This window comes from Saccharicrinis sp. 156 (assembly GCF_050589685.1).
In the GTDB taxonomy this organism is placed as follows: domain Bacteria; phylum Bacteroidota; class Bacteroidia; order Bacteroidales; family Marinilabiliaceae; genus Saccharicrinis.
Genome location: NZ_JBNGOS010000001.1, coordinates 39,260 through 57,791 on the forward strand (window position 1 = coordinate 39,260; position 18,532 = coordinate 57,791).

At 37.7% G+C, this 18,532-nt stretch carries 14 protein-coding genes; 5 read left to right on the top strand and 9 right to left on the bottom strand.

The features are described from left to right. Positions 1-69 precede the first annotated feature (69 nt). The 3 genes from ACRD64_RS00155 to ACRD64_RS00165 form a co-directional block, all read right to left on the bottom strand. Entirely contained in the window at positions 70-504 is a 435-nt protein-coding gene (locus ACRD64_RS00155; RefSeq protein ID WP_430931116.1) for a phosphate-starvation-inducible PsiE family protein, read from the bottom strand. 10 nt (positions 505-514) lie between these two features. After that, the gene (locus ACRD64_RS00160; RefSeq protein WP_430931117.1) at positions 515-1,654 is read right to left on the bottom strand and encodes a universal stress protein; all 1,140 of its coding nucleotides are present in this window, start codon (positions 1,652-1,654) and stop codon (positions 515-517) included. Positions 1,655-1,928: 274 nt separating this feature from the next. Continuing rightward, the gene (locus tag ACRD64_RS00165) at positions 1,929-2,333 is read right to left on the bottom strand and encodes a hypothetical protein (protein ID WP_430931118.1); all 405 of its coding nucleotides are present in this window, start codon (positions 2,331-2,333) and stop codon (positions 1,929-1,931) included. A 126-nt stretch (positions 2,334-2,459) separates the two neighbouring features. Between ACRD64_RS00165 and ACRD64_RS00170 the strand changes: the two genes are divergently transcribed. Continuing rightward, positions 2,460-2,885 (top strand): PepSY-like domain-containing protein, encoded by a 426-nt coding sequence (locus ACRD64_RS00170; protein WP_430931119.1) that lies wholly within the window; start codon positions 2,460-2,462, stop codon positions 2,883-2,885. A gap of 268 nt (positions 2,886-3,153) precedes the next feature. On the opposite strand, the gene ACRD64_RS00175 is transcribed toward ACRD64_RS00170, so the two are convergent. Together ACRD64_RS00175 and ACRD64_RS00180 are read right to left on the bottom strand one after the other, a co-directional pair. After that, a complete protein-coding gene (locus ACRD64_RS00175; protein WP_430931120.1) occupies positions 3,154-6,867 on the bottom strand; it encodes an SNF2-related protein in 3,714 nt (1,237 codons plus the stop codon). Positions 6,868-7,043: 176 nt separating this feature from the next. Continuing rightward, a complete protein-coding gene (locus tag ACRD64_RS00180; RefSeq protein ID WP_430931121.1) occupies positions 7,044-8,138 on the bottom strand; it encodes a T9SS type A sorting domain-containing protein in 1,095 nt (364 codons plus the stop codon). 266 nt (positions 8,139-8,404) lie between these two features. Between ACRD64_RS00180 and ACRD64_RS00185 the strand changes: the two genes are divergently transcribed. Beyond that, the gene (locus ACRD64_RS00185; RefSeq protein WP_430931122.1) at positions 8,405-9,619 is read left to right on the top strand and encodes a 6-phosphofructokinase; all 1,215 of its coding nucleotides are present in this window, start codon (positions 8,405-8,407) and stop codon (positions 9,617-9,619) included. A gap of 177 nt (positions 9,620-9,796) precedes the next feature. After that, positions 9,797-10,783, top strand: a complete 987-nt coding sequence (locus ACRD64_RS00190) for a glycosyltransferase (RefSeq protein WP_430931123.1) — start codon at positions 9,797-9,799, stop codon at positions 10,781-10,783. Here the strand turns inward: ACRD64_RS00190 and ACRD64_RS00195 are convergent. Together ACRD64_RS00195 and ACRD64_RS00200 are read right to left on the bottom strand one after the other, a co-directional pair. Beyond that, the gene (locus tag ACRD64_RS00195; protein WP_430931124.1) at positions 10,780-11,007 is read right to left on the bottom strand and encodes a hypothetical protein; all 228 of its coding nucleotides are present in this window, start codon (positions 11,005-11,007) and stop codon (positions 10,780-10,782) included. The genes ACRD64_RS00190 and ACRD64_RS00195 overlap by 4 nt on opposite strands. Positions 11,008-11,161: 154 nt before the next feature. Then, positions 11,162-11,752, bottom strand: a complete 591-nt coding sequence (locus ACRD64_RS00200) for an RNA polymerase sigma factor (RefSeq protein WP_430931125.1) — start codon at positions 11,750-11,752, stop codon at positions 11,162-11,164. 512 nt (positions 11,753-12,264) lie between these two features. Here ACRD64_RS00200 and asnB point away from each other — a divergent pair. Beyond that, entirely contained in the window at positions 12,265-13,851 is a 1,587-nt protein-coding gene (asnB, locus tag ACRD64_RS00205) for an asparagine synthase B (protein WP_430931126.1), read from the top strand. Between the two features lie 216 nt (positions 13,852-14,067). Beyond that, entirely contained in the window at positions 14,068-14,529 is a 462-nt protein-coding gene (locus ACRD64_RS00210) for a hypothetical protein (protein ID WP_430931127.1), read from the top strand. A gap of 381 nt (positions 14,530-14,910) precedes the next feature. Here the strand turns inward: ACRD64_RS00210 and ACRD64_RS00215 are convergent, their stop codons facing one another. Both ACRD64_RS00215 and ACRD64_RS00220 read right to left on the bottom strand, forming a co-directional pair. After that, positions 14,911-16,878, bottom strand: a complete 1,968-nt coding sequence (locus tag ACRD64_RS00215; protein WP_430931128.1) for a sulfatase-like hydrolase/transferase — start codon at positions 16,876-16,878, stop codon at positions 14,911-14,913. Positions 16,879-17,059: 181 nt separating this feature from the next. Further along, the gene (locus ACRD64_RS00220) at positions 17,060-18,379 is read right to left on the bottom strand and encodes a sulfatase-like hydrolase/transferase (protein WP_430931129.1); all 1,320 of its coding nucleotides are present in this window, start codon (positions 18,377-18,379) and stop codon (positions 17,060-17,062) included. Positions 18,380-18,532: the final 153 nt, after the last annotated feature.

Genomic DNA, 18,532 nt, shown 5'->3' on the forward strand with positions numbered 1-18,532 from the left:
CTAGCCAGCAATATGGAGTTCCTTTCATAAAGCTGGCTTTTTATTTAACTTGTATTTCGGACAAACTATTTAAGCATCATTTTCTATGGATTTTCTATTTAATTTTATTTTAATTAGATAATAGCCAAATGATAGGGAACCAAGTAATATGCCTAGTGCGATAATTAAAATAGGGTCTTGTTTGGTAAAGTCAAGCACTATAATTTTTCTGGATACGGCTACGATCCCGATCATAAGCATTATTTCACCGTGAAATGTCCCGTCATCTAAATAAAGCTCAATAGTTTCAAATAATTCGAATGCTATTAGTACATTAAAAAAGAACCCAAAAAGTGTCACTAATCCAGTCGATCCAATAATAATACCTGATTCAGGAACAGGCTTAATTATTTCTTTAATTAGGACCACTATTAAATCGTACGTGGATACAAGGATCAATACTGCCATAAAAAAAAGTAACGCTATAATCGTACCTTTTTGAAATAGTTTGAACATCTTATGCATACTATATTGGTTATTTAGTATAAAACTTTTTTATTTCATCCTCGATTTTCCTGTCCCATATTCGATCCATTAGATCCGATGCTAATTTTTCATAATAATTAGCTTTATCTATTTTATTAATTTTCTTATACAACTTTGCGATACTGTAATGTGCCGGAATATGCATACTATTTATTTTTAAGCAAGTTTCATATTGAGTTATTGCCTCTTCATATAAACCACTTTCTTCCATTTTTTTTGCAATCTCCACATGGGTTTCAATACTTTTAATTTCATTATCAAGTTTAAGATTTATGATATCTATCGACTTTGTGGTTATAAATGAACAATTAACATGGCGAACAACTTCTTGAGTAACACTTCCAATTAGTGCCTTACCTATACTATTTCTACCTGTTGTACCCATTATTAAAAGGTCAATACCGTTTTTTTCTGTATAATTCAAGATTTCCTCCACAGGATCTCCATCAATAATATCTAAAGAATAGTTTAAGTCATTAAGTTTTTGCTTGGATATAAATTCATTCACTCTACCAATATATTCATCTTTACTTTTTTTGTTCTCATCTTCTAGATCCGCTTCTATCCATATAGATAAACTTCTTATTGGCGTAAATACACTTATGATGGATAATTTAGCTTTAAAAATGCGCGTAAGTATTATTGCATTGTTCAACGCCCTTTCCGATGCACTTGAAAAATCAATAGGGCATAGTATATTTAAATTATCTATCTTCTTTCCTTTTTTAATAACCCAAACTGGTTTTTCTGCCCGTCTAATTATTTTTTCGGTGTAAACACCAAGTTTTTCTTTATTATGATTGCATAAATGAGAAGGAAGAATGATGACATTTACATTATGTACCCTGGCGGTTTTAAGTACATTTTCTACAGGTTCACCATACACAATTGAAGGTTCAGAGGTCTTGATGTTTTCAGCGTTCAACTTTTGATTAATTTGATTTATCTTCGTCGTCACTGATTCTTTAATCAGATTAAAAACAGATTTTATTTTGGCATCCTCGGGCAATAAGGCCAATATAATTACTTCTGATTCATATATTTTTGCAATTGGTATAATGTTATCAACTTGTAAATCTGTAGATTCGCTAAAATCTATAGGTAGTAAAATTTTTTCTAATAGTTTCATACGTATTTTATTAAATTAACAAAACAAATCATAGGATCACATAGCATGTAATGCATGATATAAATTAACTTATTTTTCTGGAATTTAAAGATAAAAAAAACAAGAAATACAATAGAACAACATCTTTTCTATGTACTCAAAGGCAACATATGTTGGTTACAAAGGGCTGTTGCCGGTTTTATTTGCGTGATTTTAACCACTTAACCACCAAAATTATATCTTCGTTGTTTTTAATGGAATTAATAATTGGGTCGATTCCATCATTTGTTTGTTTCTATTTCTTTGAGTTCTTAAATAATATCACAGGAGTCTTGGTGTTTTTTATCGAATGAAACAAGTTTTCTAAATCTGAGATCTCAATTATTATAAGATAAGGAGTGTTGAAAGAAGTAAAGTTTTCCAAGCTTCCGGATATGCCGTTTTTAGTTATAATAACTTCATATGGTATTTTTGTTTCACTTAATATTCCGTTGATAACTTTAACAAAGTCAAGCTTTAAAAAGTTATCCTTCCTTAATACACTATTTTTGTGGTTGTTAGATTTAGTATTTTCTTCACCCGAATGACAAATACAGCTTAATTTAGAATTAGAAGCAAATGCCAATTTGTAAGCATATTCTAATATATACTTGGGTTCACCGCTTAAATTTACCGGAACTATTATCTTTTTTAAAGGCATACAAAGTCTTTTGCTATTTAGACTTAAAGGAAATATTAGGTCACACATGATAAGCCGGATAAACAACAGGTGACCAAATCGAAGTATACAGTCTTAATAATATATTATAATTTTAAAAAAGACAAAATGAAAAGAAAATCGCTTGTTTTTATTTCGATGTTATTTTTAACTGTAACATTTGTTTATGCCCAAAATGTTATGGTTCCTAAAGCAGTTAAAGCTGCTTTTGGCGAAAAATTTCCAGGAGCAGAAAACCCTGTTTGGAAAAAAGCAAATGATAATTATCAGGTGCATTTTTTATATGACACAGAACATCATGCTCTTTTTGCAATTGATGGGAAATGGTTGAAAACGGTGGCCATCATTTCTGAAGACGATTTGCCTGAAGCAGCATCTGAATATATTTCAGAAACCTACGAAGAGTTTGAAATTAAACAAGCTCAGCAAATCGTTACTAACAAAGGAAAAACAAGTTACCAGGTAATTCTATTAGTTGATGAAGATAAGGTGAAACTTGATTTTGATGCATTAGGTGATTATGTTGAAAAATAGAAAAAGATAATAGATCAGGGTGCTACATTAGCACCCTTTTTTAATAAAGTTTAAAATTCTTTCAGTCCCACTAATCTCCAATGTACTTATTAAAAGTGAAAGGCCTATTGTGTCTATTATGATTTGACAAGCATAATCTTGTATTATAAACCATTGAACCAAGCACAAGGCTAAACTCTCCAATTTGATAGCGTATTGCTCCGGCAAATAAAATTTGGATTCCAAACTTCACAAAATATCCTCAATACTGCAACATTTATACTGCTGATCATGAAAATAAATCATTGATATCCTCAGCTTGCAGTGTTTTCATAATATTTTCTTCTGTTTGCACAATATCCCCTGCTATTTTTTTCTTTTTGTTTTGTAGTTGAAGGATCTTCTCCTCTACCGTGTCCTTACAAATCATGCGATAAGCAAAAACCTTTTTGTCTTGTCCAATTCTATAACAACGGTCGATAGCCTGATTTTCCACTGCCGGATTCCACCAGGGGTCAACAATATAAACGTAATCGGCCGCCGTTAGGTTTAATCCCGTGCCCCCAGCTTTTAAACTGATTAGGAACACCCGCAAATCCTCGTTTTCCTGGAAATAATTAACCGATTTTTCGCGCTGAACGGTGGTACTTTGCCCATCCAGATATTCATAGTCAATATTTCTCCTGTTCAGTTCAGTTTTTATCAATCCTAACATCTTTACAAACTGGGAGAATATCAATATTTTATGATTGGCTGTTTTATCGGTGATATGCTGCACAATCTCTTTTATTTTAACCGATTCTGTTGTTGCTATACTATCATCGTTTAACAAAGCAGGCGAGTCACAGATTTGGCGCATTCGCGTTAAAGCTTCCAGCACCATCAGTTTCGATTTCTCGACACCCTTGTTTTCAACTTGTTGGAGCAACTTATTCTTAAATTCGTTTCGATAGGCATCGTATACCTTGCGTTGCTCGCTCTCCATCTCGCAATAAATCACATCTTCGGTTTTTCGGGGGAGTTCGGAAGCTACTTTTTCCTTGGTCCTGCGAAGTACAAAGGGATTGATCAATCGCTGAAGTTCAGCTGCAATATTATCATCACCTTCTTTATCGATGGCATTTGAAAACTGGGACCTGAAGCCAGTAGCTCCGCCAAAGAAACCTTTGTTCACAAAGCTCATTTGCGCATATAGGTCGAAGGTACTGTTTTCGATAGGCGTACCGGAAAGTGCAATTCTATTGTTGGCTTGAATTAAATTAGCCGCCTTAAATCGACGCGAAGCAGGGTTTTTGATAGCCTGCGATTCGTCCAGAACCGCGTAATTAAACCTATACTTGCACAGCATTTCAATATCGCGCAGCAATATGCCATAGGTCGTAAAAACCAAATCAAAATCGGTGAATTCATTTACATCTTTGGTACGGTTGATCCCATAATGATAATACGCTTTTAAATTGGGTGCAAACTTCGCAATCTCGTTTTCCCAGTTAAAAAGCAGCGAGGTTGGAACTATAATAATATTGGGTGTTTTATCCCTGATGACCACATGCTGCAAAAATGTGAGTACCTGCAGCGTTTTACCCAAGCCCATATCATCGGCCAGGATACCACCCCAACCCATTTCATCCAGAAAATTAAGCCAGTTTAACCCCTCTTTTTGGTAGGCACGTAAATCAGCGTTAATCTCCTGGGGCACCCGGGTATTGCTGATCTCCTTAAAATTGGCCAGCCGTTGTCGCTTTTCAGCAATATCGCTTAGTATTTGCGCATCGTCCAGGTCCTCGAACAATTCGTCGATAATTGCGAAGCGCATTTTTGAAACAGAAAGTTTGTCATCCTTCACTTCACCATGCCTGAAGAACTTTTCGAGCTTATGCAGCCATTCATTGGGTAACATCCCCACACTGCCATCTTTTAGCTGAATGTATTTTTGTTGGTTGAGTACGGCTTGTTTTATGTCTTTCAGATTAACCCGGGTATCGCCAAAACTGACTTTCACATCCACCTCGAACCAATCTTGTCCGCTACTGATTGTGGTTGACACCTTTCCTGCAAACGGGGAATATTTAAAATTCTTCAGTTCCTTGAGTCCGAATACTTCCACTTCTATTTTCTGCATCTGCTCAAAGAAACGGTAGAACCACATATCCTCCGTAAAGGTATCGTAATGCAGGTAAAAACGTTTGTCTTCAATTTGTTCTTCAAAATAGGGATGAAGTTCGGCAATGGTCTTAATAAAGTCTTCTTCCAGTTCAATATTTCTTTTATATTCGGTTACTTCTCCGTTTTCATCTACCAATACGTTGCCCGACTGGTTCAGCATGACGGAAACGCCATTGTGATATTCTACCTGAGGTGTGATAATCAGAAAATCGTGCAGTTCGGAAAGAAACACCTGTTTTTTCCTGAAATCCAGTTCTACCGATTCGATATCAAAACCAGAGTTACCAAAATCTATTTCGAAGTTTTTAGAGAGTGGCATCACTATTTCGTTAAAAAAGTGTTGTCTATGCGATTTCACCATTTTTAAATCCTGCTGCCAGGTTTCTATATGCCGGGCCACGTTATAACTCACCGGCACACTAATTTTCCCTTGATATAAATAGGCTTGTGCCTTACGAAAAAACAAATCAATTTCGTTGGCGTTGATTGTTTCCCCGTCAATAGTTAACATGAGCCTCAAGCCCACAAAGGTATCATCTTTAAAGGCCACATACTTTGCGGTAACCGGTTGCTTTAATACTTGTACGCTTCTTAATTCCGATTTTTTGACCTTAAACTCACTCACCGTTCTGTAATGAACAATCTTTTCCTTTGCCAACAAATGAATCATTTGGCGTTTTATCGAGAACCTGGTTTTTGCGGAGCGCGTATCTTCAAACCTTTCCAAACACCTGATGATCTCCTGTGCGTTTTTCGAAACCTTTACCTTATCCATATCCTCATATTCATCCCACCGTTCAATATGGCTGGTTAATTGCGTTCTTTCTTTATTTGGTTTGCCTACAACCGGAATAACAGTAAAGTTTGCTTCCCCGTCATAGTCCTCAAAATCGTCCTGGTTAAACTGAAGAATAAAACCCAACAACCTTTCCTCATTTTTCCTGGGGATGTCATCCAACATCAGGTCATCTTTGTTTAGCTCGTCTACCAAGCGACGGAAGCTGGTTTTAACATGCGGATTGATGGGCAACAGGCCTGTTTGATCGGGACGGAACTTAATGACCAAACCACTATCGGGATGAAACATATAAGAAAAATATTTTCCGAAATCTTCGGTTTCAGGCAAACCGTAGTTTTCCAGAGTCTCCTTTTTTTTGTCTTCCAGTTTCGATGTAAAAAGAATATCCAACAAATCGGGGTTGGCCGATCGCGCAATCAGCAACAAAGTATGTGCTTCAACCTTATTTAACTTAGGAATGGGTTTTTTGCTGCTACTCGAAATATAAACCCTTCCATTAATAAATTTAATGGTCGCATTTTGCCTATCATAATAGCTGGTATACTCAAAAGTAATTTCATCATCCCCGAATATAACATCTTCCAGTATAAGATTGTTATAACCGTGCAATATATCGTTGATGACGCTTACCGAGGTGTTGTCTTCGATATCATCTATGGACACAAAGCGGAACTTCTCATACATATAGCCATGAACAGTTCTCAGAGAGGATATAGTGGTACTGCTATCCTTTACTGGCTTATGTTCTCCCCCATCTTTTATATACATTAATGCAGCCACCGTGTGTTCGCAAATACTACCCCAGGTGGTGGCACAAGAACATGTCGTTTTTAGGTCCTGTCTGTTTAAATCCTTAATGTTTACAGTATATAATTGCGCACCCTGCACCTGGAAGTGCCAGGTATCCGAAGCATTGTTGGCATATTTAAGCGCCACTTCTCCATTGTTATATATTTGCTTTCCGCTTTCAATAACCTGAGGAGAAGCTTTAATGCTTACAATCCGGTCGATGTAATCTTGAGAATCTGATAGAGACATATGGTTTCCATGAAAAAAATGAAGCAGTAAAGATAGTAAGAGCAATTGGCATAGAAAACTTTCTTTTTGAACAAGAAATGCAACTTCCTTAAACCATATACATTACGAAGCAAAAAAAAAGCACCCTCAAATGAGAATGCTTCTATTACGAATTAAACTTATTAATAAATACGGTATTATTGAATCATTATTTTGGTTGCTTTTGAACCAATTTTAACCATATAAACTCCTTTATCAAGGTTTAATGTTTCACTGTATGATGAGCCCGAAAATTCACCTTCAGCTACGGCAACTCCACTTAGGTTATAAACTTTAAATTGAGTCATCGTAGATTCAACATCTTTTACGTATAAAGTATTTCCAACTAAAAATATCTTACTCTCACCCGATTTTATATCATCACCAAGCGCCAAAGGAATTCCTTTTTCAAGCTTTACATTATCCATAAAAACAAACGGACCTCCATTTTGGGTACTTGCCGTAAAATAAACATCTGTTGCGTTATAAATTTCTGTATTTAAAACTGTAAATGGACCTTTTGCCTGGCTTATTGAAGTCGTTAAATTTTCCACTACAACGTCAACTGTAAATTCCCCTGCTGTAGCTTCCTTCATTACATAATAACTCACTCTGATTACATCACTAACCAAGTCGTTAGAGGCTGGAATATCAGCAGTTGCTACTCCGTCTGCAGTTAAACCTTGTATGTTAGCTCCCATATCTTCAATACCCGGAATATAGGCATCTGTATTATTTGTTGATCCAAAATATGGGAAAAACTTTAAAGACCCACTGGGAATCGAACCAACCGGGTTTCCGGTCCATTGATTTTGTTCAAATCTAAAACCTAATGTACTTTCAACGTAAGTTGATGCTGTTGTTCCATTTTGACCTCCTGTGACATCGACATTAGTAGTTAGACCAAAATTGCCAAAAATTCTAGTCTTCAGTCTTTTTTCAATCGGATCACCTACTTCTGCTGAAAAATCAACACCTAAATCAACAGTTATACGCACCTTCTCTCCAGGTATCCAACCACTTAACGGATTACCGGATTGTGTACCACCTCGCCATCCAGCAGGAGGGATCACTAATCCATTTCCATTTGCAATCCAACCATTTGTATTTCCTACACCAATCCAGTTCTCATCATTTTGGATTCCGACACCATCAGCCCAATCATCAAACGTTTCTTCAAAAACAAGAGTTTGAGCATTAGTAACAACAATCGTTAATAAGAAGGCAATAAACAACAAGTAAACTTTTTTCATATTCAATAAATTTAAGGGTGATAATAATTTTTACATTCGCATTTAGCCAAATTTAAAAGACAAACCCTATTTTAAGTGGAAATATTTCCTTCTTAAAAAGGGGGTATTCTCAAGTTGTGTAGAGGAGACAAATTATGTACCCCACAGTTTTGTAGCAATCACAGGGTATTTGCATGTCAAATTACTGATTTTAATTATCTAAATATTTTTATAACTTTAAAAAACACAGAGTTACAATCCCTTATTTTTAATTAAAACGGATAGACATGAAAAAAAACGGACTTACTATTGGTATTCTTACCGGAGGAGGTGATGTGCCCGGACTTAACCCTGCTATCAGAGCGGTCACATTACGGGCGATCCGCGAAGGTTACAATGTAATCGGTATTAAAAACGGATGGAAAGGTGTTATTAGCATCAACCGTTCCAAATCATTAGATGAGCAGCCTTATTGTATCCCACTATCCGAATTAACCGTAAACAAAATTGGACGAACCGGAGGTACTTTTCTACATTCCAGCAGAACCAAAGCTACGAAAGTTGCATATAAAAATTTGCCTGAACACCTAAAGGGTACTTATAAAGAAGAATATAACGACCTTACAAATGAAGCCGTAGCCAATTTAAAGCACATTGGCATCGACTACCTGATTCCAATTGGAGGAGACGACACGTTAAGTTACGCGGTTAGGCTGCACAAGGAAGGAATTAAGGTGGTTGGTATCCCGAAAACCATGGACGGAGATGTTCCCGGAACGGAATATTGTATTGGTTTTAGTACTTGTATCACCAGAACCATTGAGTTGACCCATGAGTTACGCACCTGCGCCGGGTCGCACGAGCGTTTTCTGGTTTTGGAGGTGTTTGGCCGGAATGCGGGTTTTTCAGCTTTGCTCCCTACCATTGGTGGTGCGGCCGACCGCTGTGTAATACCGGAATATGCTATTAACACGGAACACTTAACCGCCCTGATGGTGGAGGACCGCAAAAACAATCCTAGCAATTATTCGGTAGTTTTGGTATCCGAAGGGGCTACGTATGATGGATCGGACATTATTTATGCAGATGCAGAAACAGATGCCTTTGGACATAAAAAGTTGGGTGGTATTGGTGAACAAATTGGCAAAGAACTTAAAAAGCATTCGGCAAAGTATAATAACGGACAGGAAATCAATATTATCAATCAAAAATTAGGATACCTTGTTCGCTCGGGGCAACCAGACGCGCTGGATTCAATTATTCCAACCACATACGGCAACATGGCACTTGACCTGATTAAAAAAGGAAAATCAGGATACATGGTTTGTGTAAAGGACGGGAAATTTGATTATGTGTCTATTGAAGCTGTTCAGAAAGATTCCAAAGGAGAAAGTGTAAAAAAGGTAAATGTGGCCAAATTCTACGATACCGATAGGTACAGACCCATCTACCAGGATATCATAGGTTCCCCCATGATGTTTTTAACAACCGATTTAACCTAGCATTTGCGATAAAACAACTAAAGCAGGAACAATGTAAATATGAATAACGAGGGTTTCTCAATTCGGTGAAACCCTCTTCTATTTCCGGAAGATCTATTTATCAAGATTAGGTCTTTCTTTTTTTGCGAATAACTGTGGTTAGCTTACATTTGTTGTTGAATCAGCAAAAATACGCCAATGCCCAAGTATTCTGTTATTATACCGGTTTATAACCGTCCCCAGGAAATAGATGAATTACTGCATAGTCTAACGCTTGTTAATTATTCCGATTTTGAAGTTATTGTTATTGAAGATGGCTCGAACCTTTCCGCCGAACATATTTGCATTCAGTACAAGGACCAATTTGACCTCAAATATCAATTTCAGGAAAACACTGGTCCGGGACCCGCCAGGAACAAAGGTGCCGAACTCGCGACAGGCGAGTATTTTTTATTCTTCGATTCGGATTGCCTCATTCCCCCGGAATATTTTAACTATGTAGATAATAAATTGAATAACACAGACTGTTTTGGAGGCCCGGACATGGCTCACGAAACTTTTAACACTATTCAAAAAGCGATCAGTTATTCTATGACCTCTACCCTAACCACAGGTGGAATTAGAGGTGGCAAAAAGAAATTGGATAAATTTTATCCGCGTAGTTTTAATATGGGAATTAAAAAAGAGGTTTTCAGAAGTCTAAAAGGTTTCGAAAAACTTCGCTTTGGCGAAGATCTTGATTTTAGCATGCGTATCCTTGAAGCAGGATACTCGACTAAACTAATTGAGGAAGCTGCTGTATTTCATAAGCGCCGTAATAATTTCCGTTCTTTTTTTAAGCAGGTTTATAATTCGGGAATCGCACGTATTAACTTAAACTATCGCCATCCGGGATCATTGAAGTTAGTTCATGCTTTACCCGCGATATTTACTTTCGGTTATGCGGCATACCTTCTTGCTTGCATCTTTTTACCTATTTTATTACCGCTCGCATTGTTGCCCTGGCTTGTTTTTTTTACAGACGCTACAATTCAAACACGAAGTTTAAAGGTTGGTATTGCCTCCAGCATGGCAGCTATGGTACAAATTATAGCTTATGGATCAGGATTCCTGACCGCCACATTAAAACGCAAGATCTTTAAAAGAAAAGAATTTACTGCTTACGAGAAAAATTTTTACAACTAATTTATGCCATACCTAAACAGTTTAGATCCGTTTTGCAATGGTGACGTATGGTCTTTGGAGTACCGGAGGATATTGTCTACTACTCTTTTGGGTGGCTCCAGATTTTCATCTTCGAAAAAACTATCCGGTAATTTGTCGAAAAAATCAATCATAGCTAAACTATACGCTTCTAGTTTAGCCAAATCTTGGGTAAAACTTGAATTCATAGGCGTTCTTTTTCTCATTTTTATTACAACCAACATTGTCAATTGCACCACAACACACAATTGTGCAACTAACATCTTAAAGTCTTAATTCACTAAAACTTTAAAGCAATATCGGTATCAAACTTAACACACAGTTAAAAAACGCCGTTTATTATATATTATTGCGAGAAAATTACATCGTAAGTGAAATATTTTTTTCTTCTACTATTGCACGCATATTAATCAACGCATAGCGCATCCTCCCAAGCGCAGTATTTATGCTTACTCCAGTCTCTTCTGCAATATCCTTAAAACTAAGCCCCATAAAGTGTCGCAGGCGCACAACCTCTTTCTGATTATCGGGCAGTTGTTCCAGCAATTCAACCACTTCGGTTAATATTTGCGTATGCACCATTTTATCTTCAACGTTAGCCTCGGAATATTTGGTAGAGTTTAACAAATCGTAATCGTTGGCATCATTGCTCACCACTTGCATATGCTTTTGCTTACGATAATAATCAATGATCAAATTGTGTGCAATCCTCATAACCCAGGAAGGAAACCTGCCGTTTTCGACATACTTACCCCTTTTCAGGTTTTGAATTACCTTAATAAAGGTATCCTGAAAAACGTCCTCGGCCAACTCCTGCTGTTTGACCATCATTAAAATATACGAATAGATTTTGTTCTTATGCCTATCGATTAGAACTTGCAAACAATGCTCTTTGCCTGACATGAACGATTTTACCAATTCATCATCCGACATACCTTGTATGTACTTCATGCTTAAGTATTTTATAAATTAAGCGTAAATGTTTGCAATAGGCATATATTTTTTGCGTTTAGGATTCTATTTGGAAGGTGCAAAAAACTAAAAAAAAGATTAAAATCCAATTCTTTCCTATAAAATCTTTTCTAACCTTTTAATTGTTGAACCATGTTAAATATTTAAAATTTAAAATATACGGCCTATTCAACCTTTTATTTTTTAATTTTACATTATAGTTTTGAAAGAGTGAAATTTCTAAATATTTTCCATACCCCCAATTTAAAGAAAGCGTACATTCAGCAAAGTCAATAATAGATTCAACAACCCCAATAAACGTTATCCAAATATTTAATAAAATACTTTTTTCAGAACAATACCCCGGCTTTTCTAATTCTACCACATTGATAGTATTATGAACTTTTAGGTGATAATTCGACATTATTTATTGTACATTTATTATAAATAGTTACTTTTATACCCACATTAACAAAATACGATATCCAAATAAATTAAAATTATCAAGCTACATGTGCGGATTTGCAGTTTACACGGGAAGTGATATGATGGACAAACTATTGTTTGCCAGTGAATTTAACAGAATTAAATACAGAGGTCCGGATAATTCTTTTGTTAGGGACTTCGGAAAGGAAGGCTGGATGGGCTTTCACCGTTTGAGTATTATGGATGTTTCAAGCAACGGTAATCAGCCTCTTGTTTATAACAATATTAATTTAGTTTGTAACGGTGAGGTATACAATTTTCAGCAACTCCGTAAAAAATACGAACATGAATATGAATTCAAATCTACGAGCGATTGTGAAGTAATTATTCCTTTATTTTTGGATAAAGGTATTGAAGAAACGGCCAAAGCTTTAGACGCTGAGTTTGTATTTGTTATTTACGACTCTGTGGCCAAAAAATATTTTGCAGCAAGGGATCCAATCGGAATTCGTCCATTATTTTATGGCTATACTGCCGAAGCTGAGATTATGTTCGCCAGTGAAATGAAAACATTACATCCCATCTGCGATGTAGTAAAACCATTCCCTCCGGGACACTACTATGCCAATGGCGAATTTGTTTGTTACAAGGATATTTCCAAAGTAGAAAAATTCGTAGATCACGATTTGGGTGAAATCTTTAAAAATATCAACGAAAAACTTACGACCGGAATTGAAAAAAGACTGCAAGCAGATGTTCCTGTGGGATTCCTTTGCAGTGGCGGGTTAGATTCCAGTTTAGTTTGTGCCGTTGCAGCCAAAATGTTGGATAAGCCTATAAAAACTTTTGCCGTAGGTATCGAGGACGATCCTATTGATACCAAATACGCCAGAATAGTTGCCGATTACCTGGGAGCGGACCATACGGAAGTATTATTTACACGACAACAAATTTTTGATACCCTAAGTACTTTAATATATAATACAGAGACCTGGGATATTACCACTATCAGGGCTTCAATGGGCATGTACCTTATATGCAAATACATTAGGGAGAACACGGATGTAAAAGTGTTGATGACAGGTGAAATTGCCGACGAGATTCTGGGATATAAATATACGGACTTCGCTCCCACCCCTGAAGCTTTCCAGGAGGAAGCCGAAAAGCGAATCCGGGAAATCCACATGTACGATGTGCTACGTGCGGACAGATGTATTTCATCCTGCGGGCTTGAGGCGCGAGTGCCATTTGGGGATCTTGATTTTGTGGACTACATCATGAGTATTGATCCGGCAAAAAAGATGAATACGTACGGTGAAGGCAAATACTTGTTGCGAGCCGCGTTTGAAGGAGATTACTTACCCCAGGAAATTTTACATCGTGATAAAGCAGCTTTCTCCGATGCGGTGGGGCATAGCTCCGTTGATTACTTAAAAGCCTACGCCGAAGAAATGTATTCGGATGAAGACTTGTCAAATGCTAAGATAAAGTATCCCAGCAACACCCCGTTTACAAAGGAATCGTTGATGTATCGCGATATTTTTGAAAAGCATTTCCCCGGAAGAGACAAAGTTATTAAATCGTTCTGGATGCCAAATAAAGAATGGGAAAACTGTGACGTGGACGATCCTAGTGCACGTGTACTTCCTAACTATGGTAAAAGTGGAGAATAATTCGAATAATTGATATTGAGGTAAAAGAGGTGGCTTATAATGGGCCACCTCTTTTGGGTTATATGAAGCTTGCTATTTAAAAATTAGCAAGTCGATTTCAGAAATAAGATTAGATTACAATAAATTTCAAAAGCCGGGAGAATCTTTCCTGCTTTTTTATTTACATATGTTTAAGAATGGTTGTTTGATGATACCAAAGCGATTAGATCGCACTTTTTGAGTATTCCGTTCCCACCCGGATACCCGTTCCTTTGTGATCGTTTTAGCGATCTGTTTACGTTCAGCCTCGTGCTTACCGGGTCTTCCTTTTCAAGTAAAAACGGTTTTGATGTTATTTTTCATGGCAACCTCCGTTTTTTTGATGGCATTAATGGCACCGGCAAGCCCGCGCTTGGTTTTGGTGAGGAGCAGGGTGTAGCACACGGTGTAATGAAAACGGGTGCCTTCGTTGAAAGCGTTCAAACCCAGGTGTCGGATAAAGCTTATACCGTTTATCTGCAACTTGTTGAACCTGGCCATGAACTCGACCTTCGTGATTTCCTTTCCCAAGACATTGGAACGTATATCGCTTTTCGAAAGCCTCACTATACGGTCTTTGATTTTTCGCCGGTATCGGAGAGTTGCTGCTGGAGCAATTCAACCCGGAATATGGATTTTAGGTTCGTCATGAGCATTTAAAATACCATAAAACAAGAAGCTGCTGAAACGTTGCATAACACCGCTCTGGATATTTAAAACAACTCCGTGAAACGCCTTGTTTTGAAGTCGTAGGATTGCGTAACAGGATTTCTGATGCATATGGTGGGTTCAACCATATCTAGTATGCAAATCAGGTAAATCCCTGTCAAGAAGGCCACTACTTAAAAAGCCTTCTTGGTTTGGTCTATCTTTTTAATAACAGCCATAAACAGTTGTGCCATCCGCAGAGAAATGTTATTAGGCATCTGAAAATTCCTAATGACACCACGTATGAGTCAATATAGGTAATGGATAAAAGTATGGGCTTCCTTAAAAAGTTAGTTCATCCTAAATTGGGCAAGTAAAAACCAAATAAATAAACTAAGGTCTGGTAGGAGCCCATTCCCTAATTCTTTTCTTATGATTTTTAATAAACGAGCTTACCTGTTCTTCTTCGAATAACTTTTTATGGGTCAACCTTCCAAAATTCATTAATATACCCCTGGCCATAAAGCGTATGTCACTACGTGCAGAATTCCGGGCTAATCTCTCAATTTCCGGCAAATATGGCTCTATGCTATCCCCCAACTCTTCGAGAGCCGACATCGACATTGTATTTCCCTTTTGTGCTTGCGCTATCAGTATCCCAACACCTTTCTTTTTCATTCCTGCATATACCAATGCTTCGGCTGCAGTAACCCGAACACATTTCCCTTGGTCTGTTGCAGCCAATATTAGCTCATCCGGAACATCCTGCAAGATTCCATTAAACGCAAGGTTGGCTAATCCGGATGCAGCCCAAAACCTGAATTCTACTTTTTCATGTGCAAGCATCTTTACAAAGAATTCTTTGTTGCTGGCATCTGCCATCGAAGCTTTTTCAACCAAAAGATGAAGAGTCTCAATTGGATAATTATTTTGTCTGACCCAGTCGTACAAAGCAATATTTTGTTTTTTCAACTCGTCTCTAACTTCCTTAGGCAAAAAACCAATATCCCAGCTACTCCTGATATGTGACGCAACTTTTTTGCGCATTTTTATTAATACATCTTGATATTCAGGATTATTTGCCAAATTATGCAACCCGAATGGGTCTTCCTCCGAATCAAACAATTGTTCCATTGGTTTATCCTGATAATATGTTTGATGTTCAGAATTGCACCCTCCAGCATAATACAAACTGTCCCAAGCGGTCTGTGCCGGCATTCCCCATTGAAAAGATTGCTTTAAAGCATGAACTTTATATGGGGTATAATTTCTTATATACTGATATTTACCATCCAAAGCCGATCGCGATGGATCGAAGTGTGGTCCTGTGTTGGTTCTGAAACAATAAGCATGTTCGCGTTGCCCTTCCCCATATTTTCCCATGAAAGCTTTCCCTTGCATATGCTCAGGAGGTAATGCGCCTGCGATGCTTAATAATGTTGGGCCAAAATCGGCAAACTGAACCAAACGATCTGTCCTACTTCCGACTTTCCCTGGCAATAAATGTTGCCATTTTTCGGGAGCATACACCATCAATGCCGCCCTGAATCCTGTTTCGTATGGAAAAGCCTTACCTCTAGGCAAACATCCTCCATGATCGGAAAAGAAGAAGATAATGGTGTTATCAATTAAATCCTTCTCTCTTAAATCATCCAAAAACAAACCTACCCAATTATCTGCAGAAACCACACCGTCCATATGCAATGCAAAATCAGACCGTATAGCAGGTAAGTCAGGCACATGGGGAGGTAATTCAATGCTATTGGGATCTACCTTGGTTGGCTTTCTGTAATCCACACTTACCGTTGTCATTCTACTCATATGGGTAGTGGCATTGTTAAACTGGGCAAAAAATGGTTTGTCACCTCGTAAGGTATCGTTATAACTCACATTCTTTTTATCCCCATTTATATTTCCGCTATTAAGGTCCCATGCTACTTTATAATATTTTTTTTGAGCCTCTTTGGTAATATTATAGTCTGTTTTCCCTGCATTCACACAAAAGTATCCTGCTTTGCGCAAATACTGAGGAAAGAAATATTGCTGCGGAACCACGTTACCATTACGATGCCAGTCGCACCCGTACGTGGTAGCGTAAGAACCACTGATAAGCGATGATCTTGCCGGTGAACATTGTGGCCCGTTGGAAAATGCATTGTTGAAAACCACACCATTTTGTGCAATAAAATCAAGATTTGGCGTTTTTATCGACTTGTTTCCATAGGCCGGGAACAGATAGGGCGAAGAATCTTCTACAACCAGAAATAAAACATTAGGTCTATCCTGGTTATTGCCTACTTGTGAACCAAAACATTGAATAGAAACCAGAAAGGCAAACAACAAGCTAATCGAATAATTCATGTTTTTATTATTTTATGATTTTTTACCTGGTGACATAACCGTCAAGGTAACGATTCATGTCGCTACGTATTAGGTAATATCGCTCCCTTCGTCATCCTGCAGATCAGACTCTCCATTATACAGGGAGCTTATTCCTATTATTAGGACGATATTTGTGCACCGGAGGGAAGAAATTTGAAAACTAATTACTTGAGGATGCTTTTATAAATCGATTAAGTTGCCCCGGATTTTTCACCCTTACCTCTCTGTTCAAAAACAAATCTTCATGAATCATCCAGGTAATGGTATCCCATATTTGGCCTTCGGTCCATAATGGGGAATCCAATTCTTCTTCCCAGCATTCCAGGTTGTTCATCAAACTACTATATTGTTCCGGGTTCTGACTTGACAAATCATTATTTTCTTGCAAATCAGCCTTTAAATTATATACTCTTTCACCTAAATCTTCTACCCTTATCAATTTATAGTCACCTTTTCGTACAGCAGCCATTTTGTCTTTTCTCCAAAATAGTTTATTATGAGGTTCTCCTTTCGATTTCCCCTTTAAGTAAGGTATTAAATTGACTCCGTCCAACGGGGATTGAGTGTTAACTTTTTCTCCGGTAACAGATATGGATGTAGCAAAAACATCAAGCGCAGATGTAAGTCCATCGTACATACCCGAAGCTATTTTATCAGGCCAATGTATAAAAAAAGGTACTCTGTGGCCTCCTTCGAACTTGTTGCCCTTAAATCCCTTTAATGGTTTGTTGCTCGATTGGTTATTATGTGCTCCGCCGTTATCACTCAAAAAGAATATCAATGTATTGTCCAACAAACCTTCATCTTCAAGTTTTGAAACCATACTACCTACTGCCCTATCCAAAGCCCAGGTCATGGCGGCCAGTGTCTGACGAGGGTGGTCTTTGAACAAAGCTAAATCTTCTTTAGTGGCTTCCATAGGTGTATGCACTGCATTGGGCGCCCAGTACATAAAAAAAGGTTTATCCTTGTTGTTGTCGATAAACTCAACGGCTTTATCACCAAGTCTATCCGTCAGGTAACCTTCAAAAGTGGCATAAGTGTCATTTTCCCGAATAGAATGCGTTTCCCCCTCCGTATCGTCTTTATCGTTGCTGAAATAGCTCCGGCCGCCGGCAAGAAAACCCCAGAAATAATCAAAACCGCGAGCATTAGGACGGTATTCGGGCAAGTCGCCCAGGTGCCATTTACCAAAGGCGGCGGTTTTATAGCCTGCCTGTTTCATAGCTTCTCCGAGCGTTGTTTCATTCAGGCTAACGCCCGTAAAGTCGCGGGGAGGATTACATTCGAAACCAAACCGTTGTTGATAGCGACCTGTCATAATACCCGCACGGCTGGGCCCGCAGACCGAGGCCGACACATGTGCATCGGTAAAAACAACACCATTGGATGCGAGTTTATCGATATTGGGAGTTTTAAGGTCTTTGCAGCCTGCAAAACCAAAATCGGCATAACCTGCATCGTCGATTAGCAAAACCATTACATTCGGTTTTGATGATATTTTTTGTTGATTACTACATGCTGCGACAAACAGCAGTGAAATTGCTACTAAGATATTTATTCGTGTTATTTTCATAATTGACTCAAGTTATCCGAAGGTTACACGTTAATCCCAATTATTAAATCAAAATCC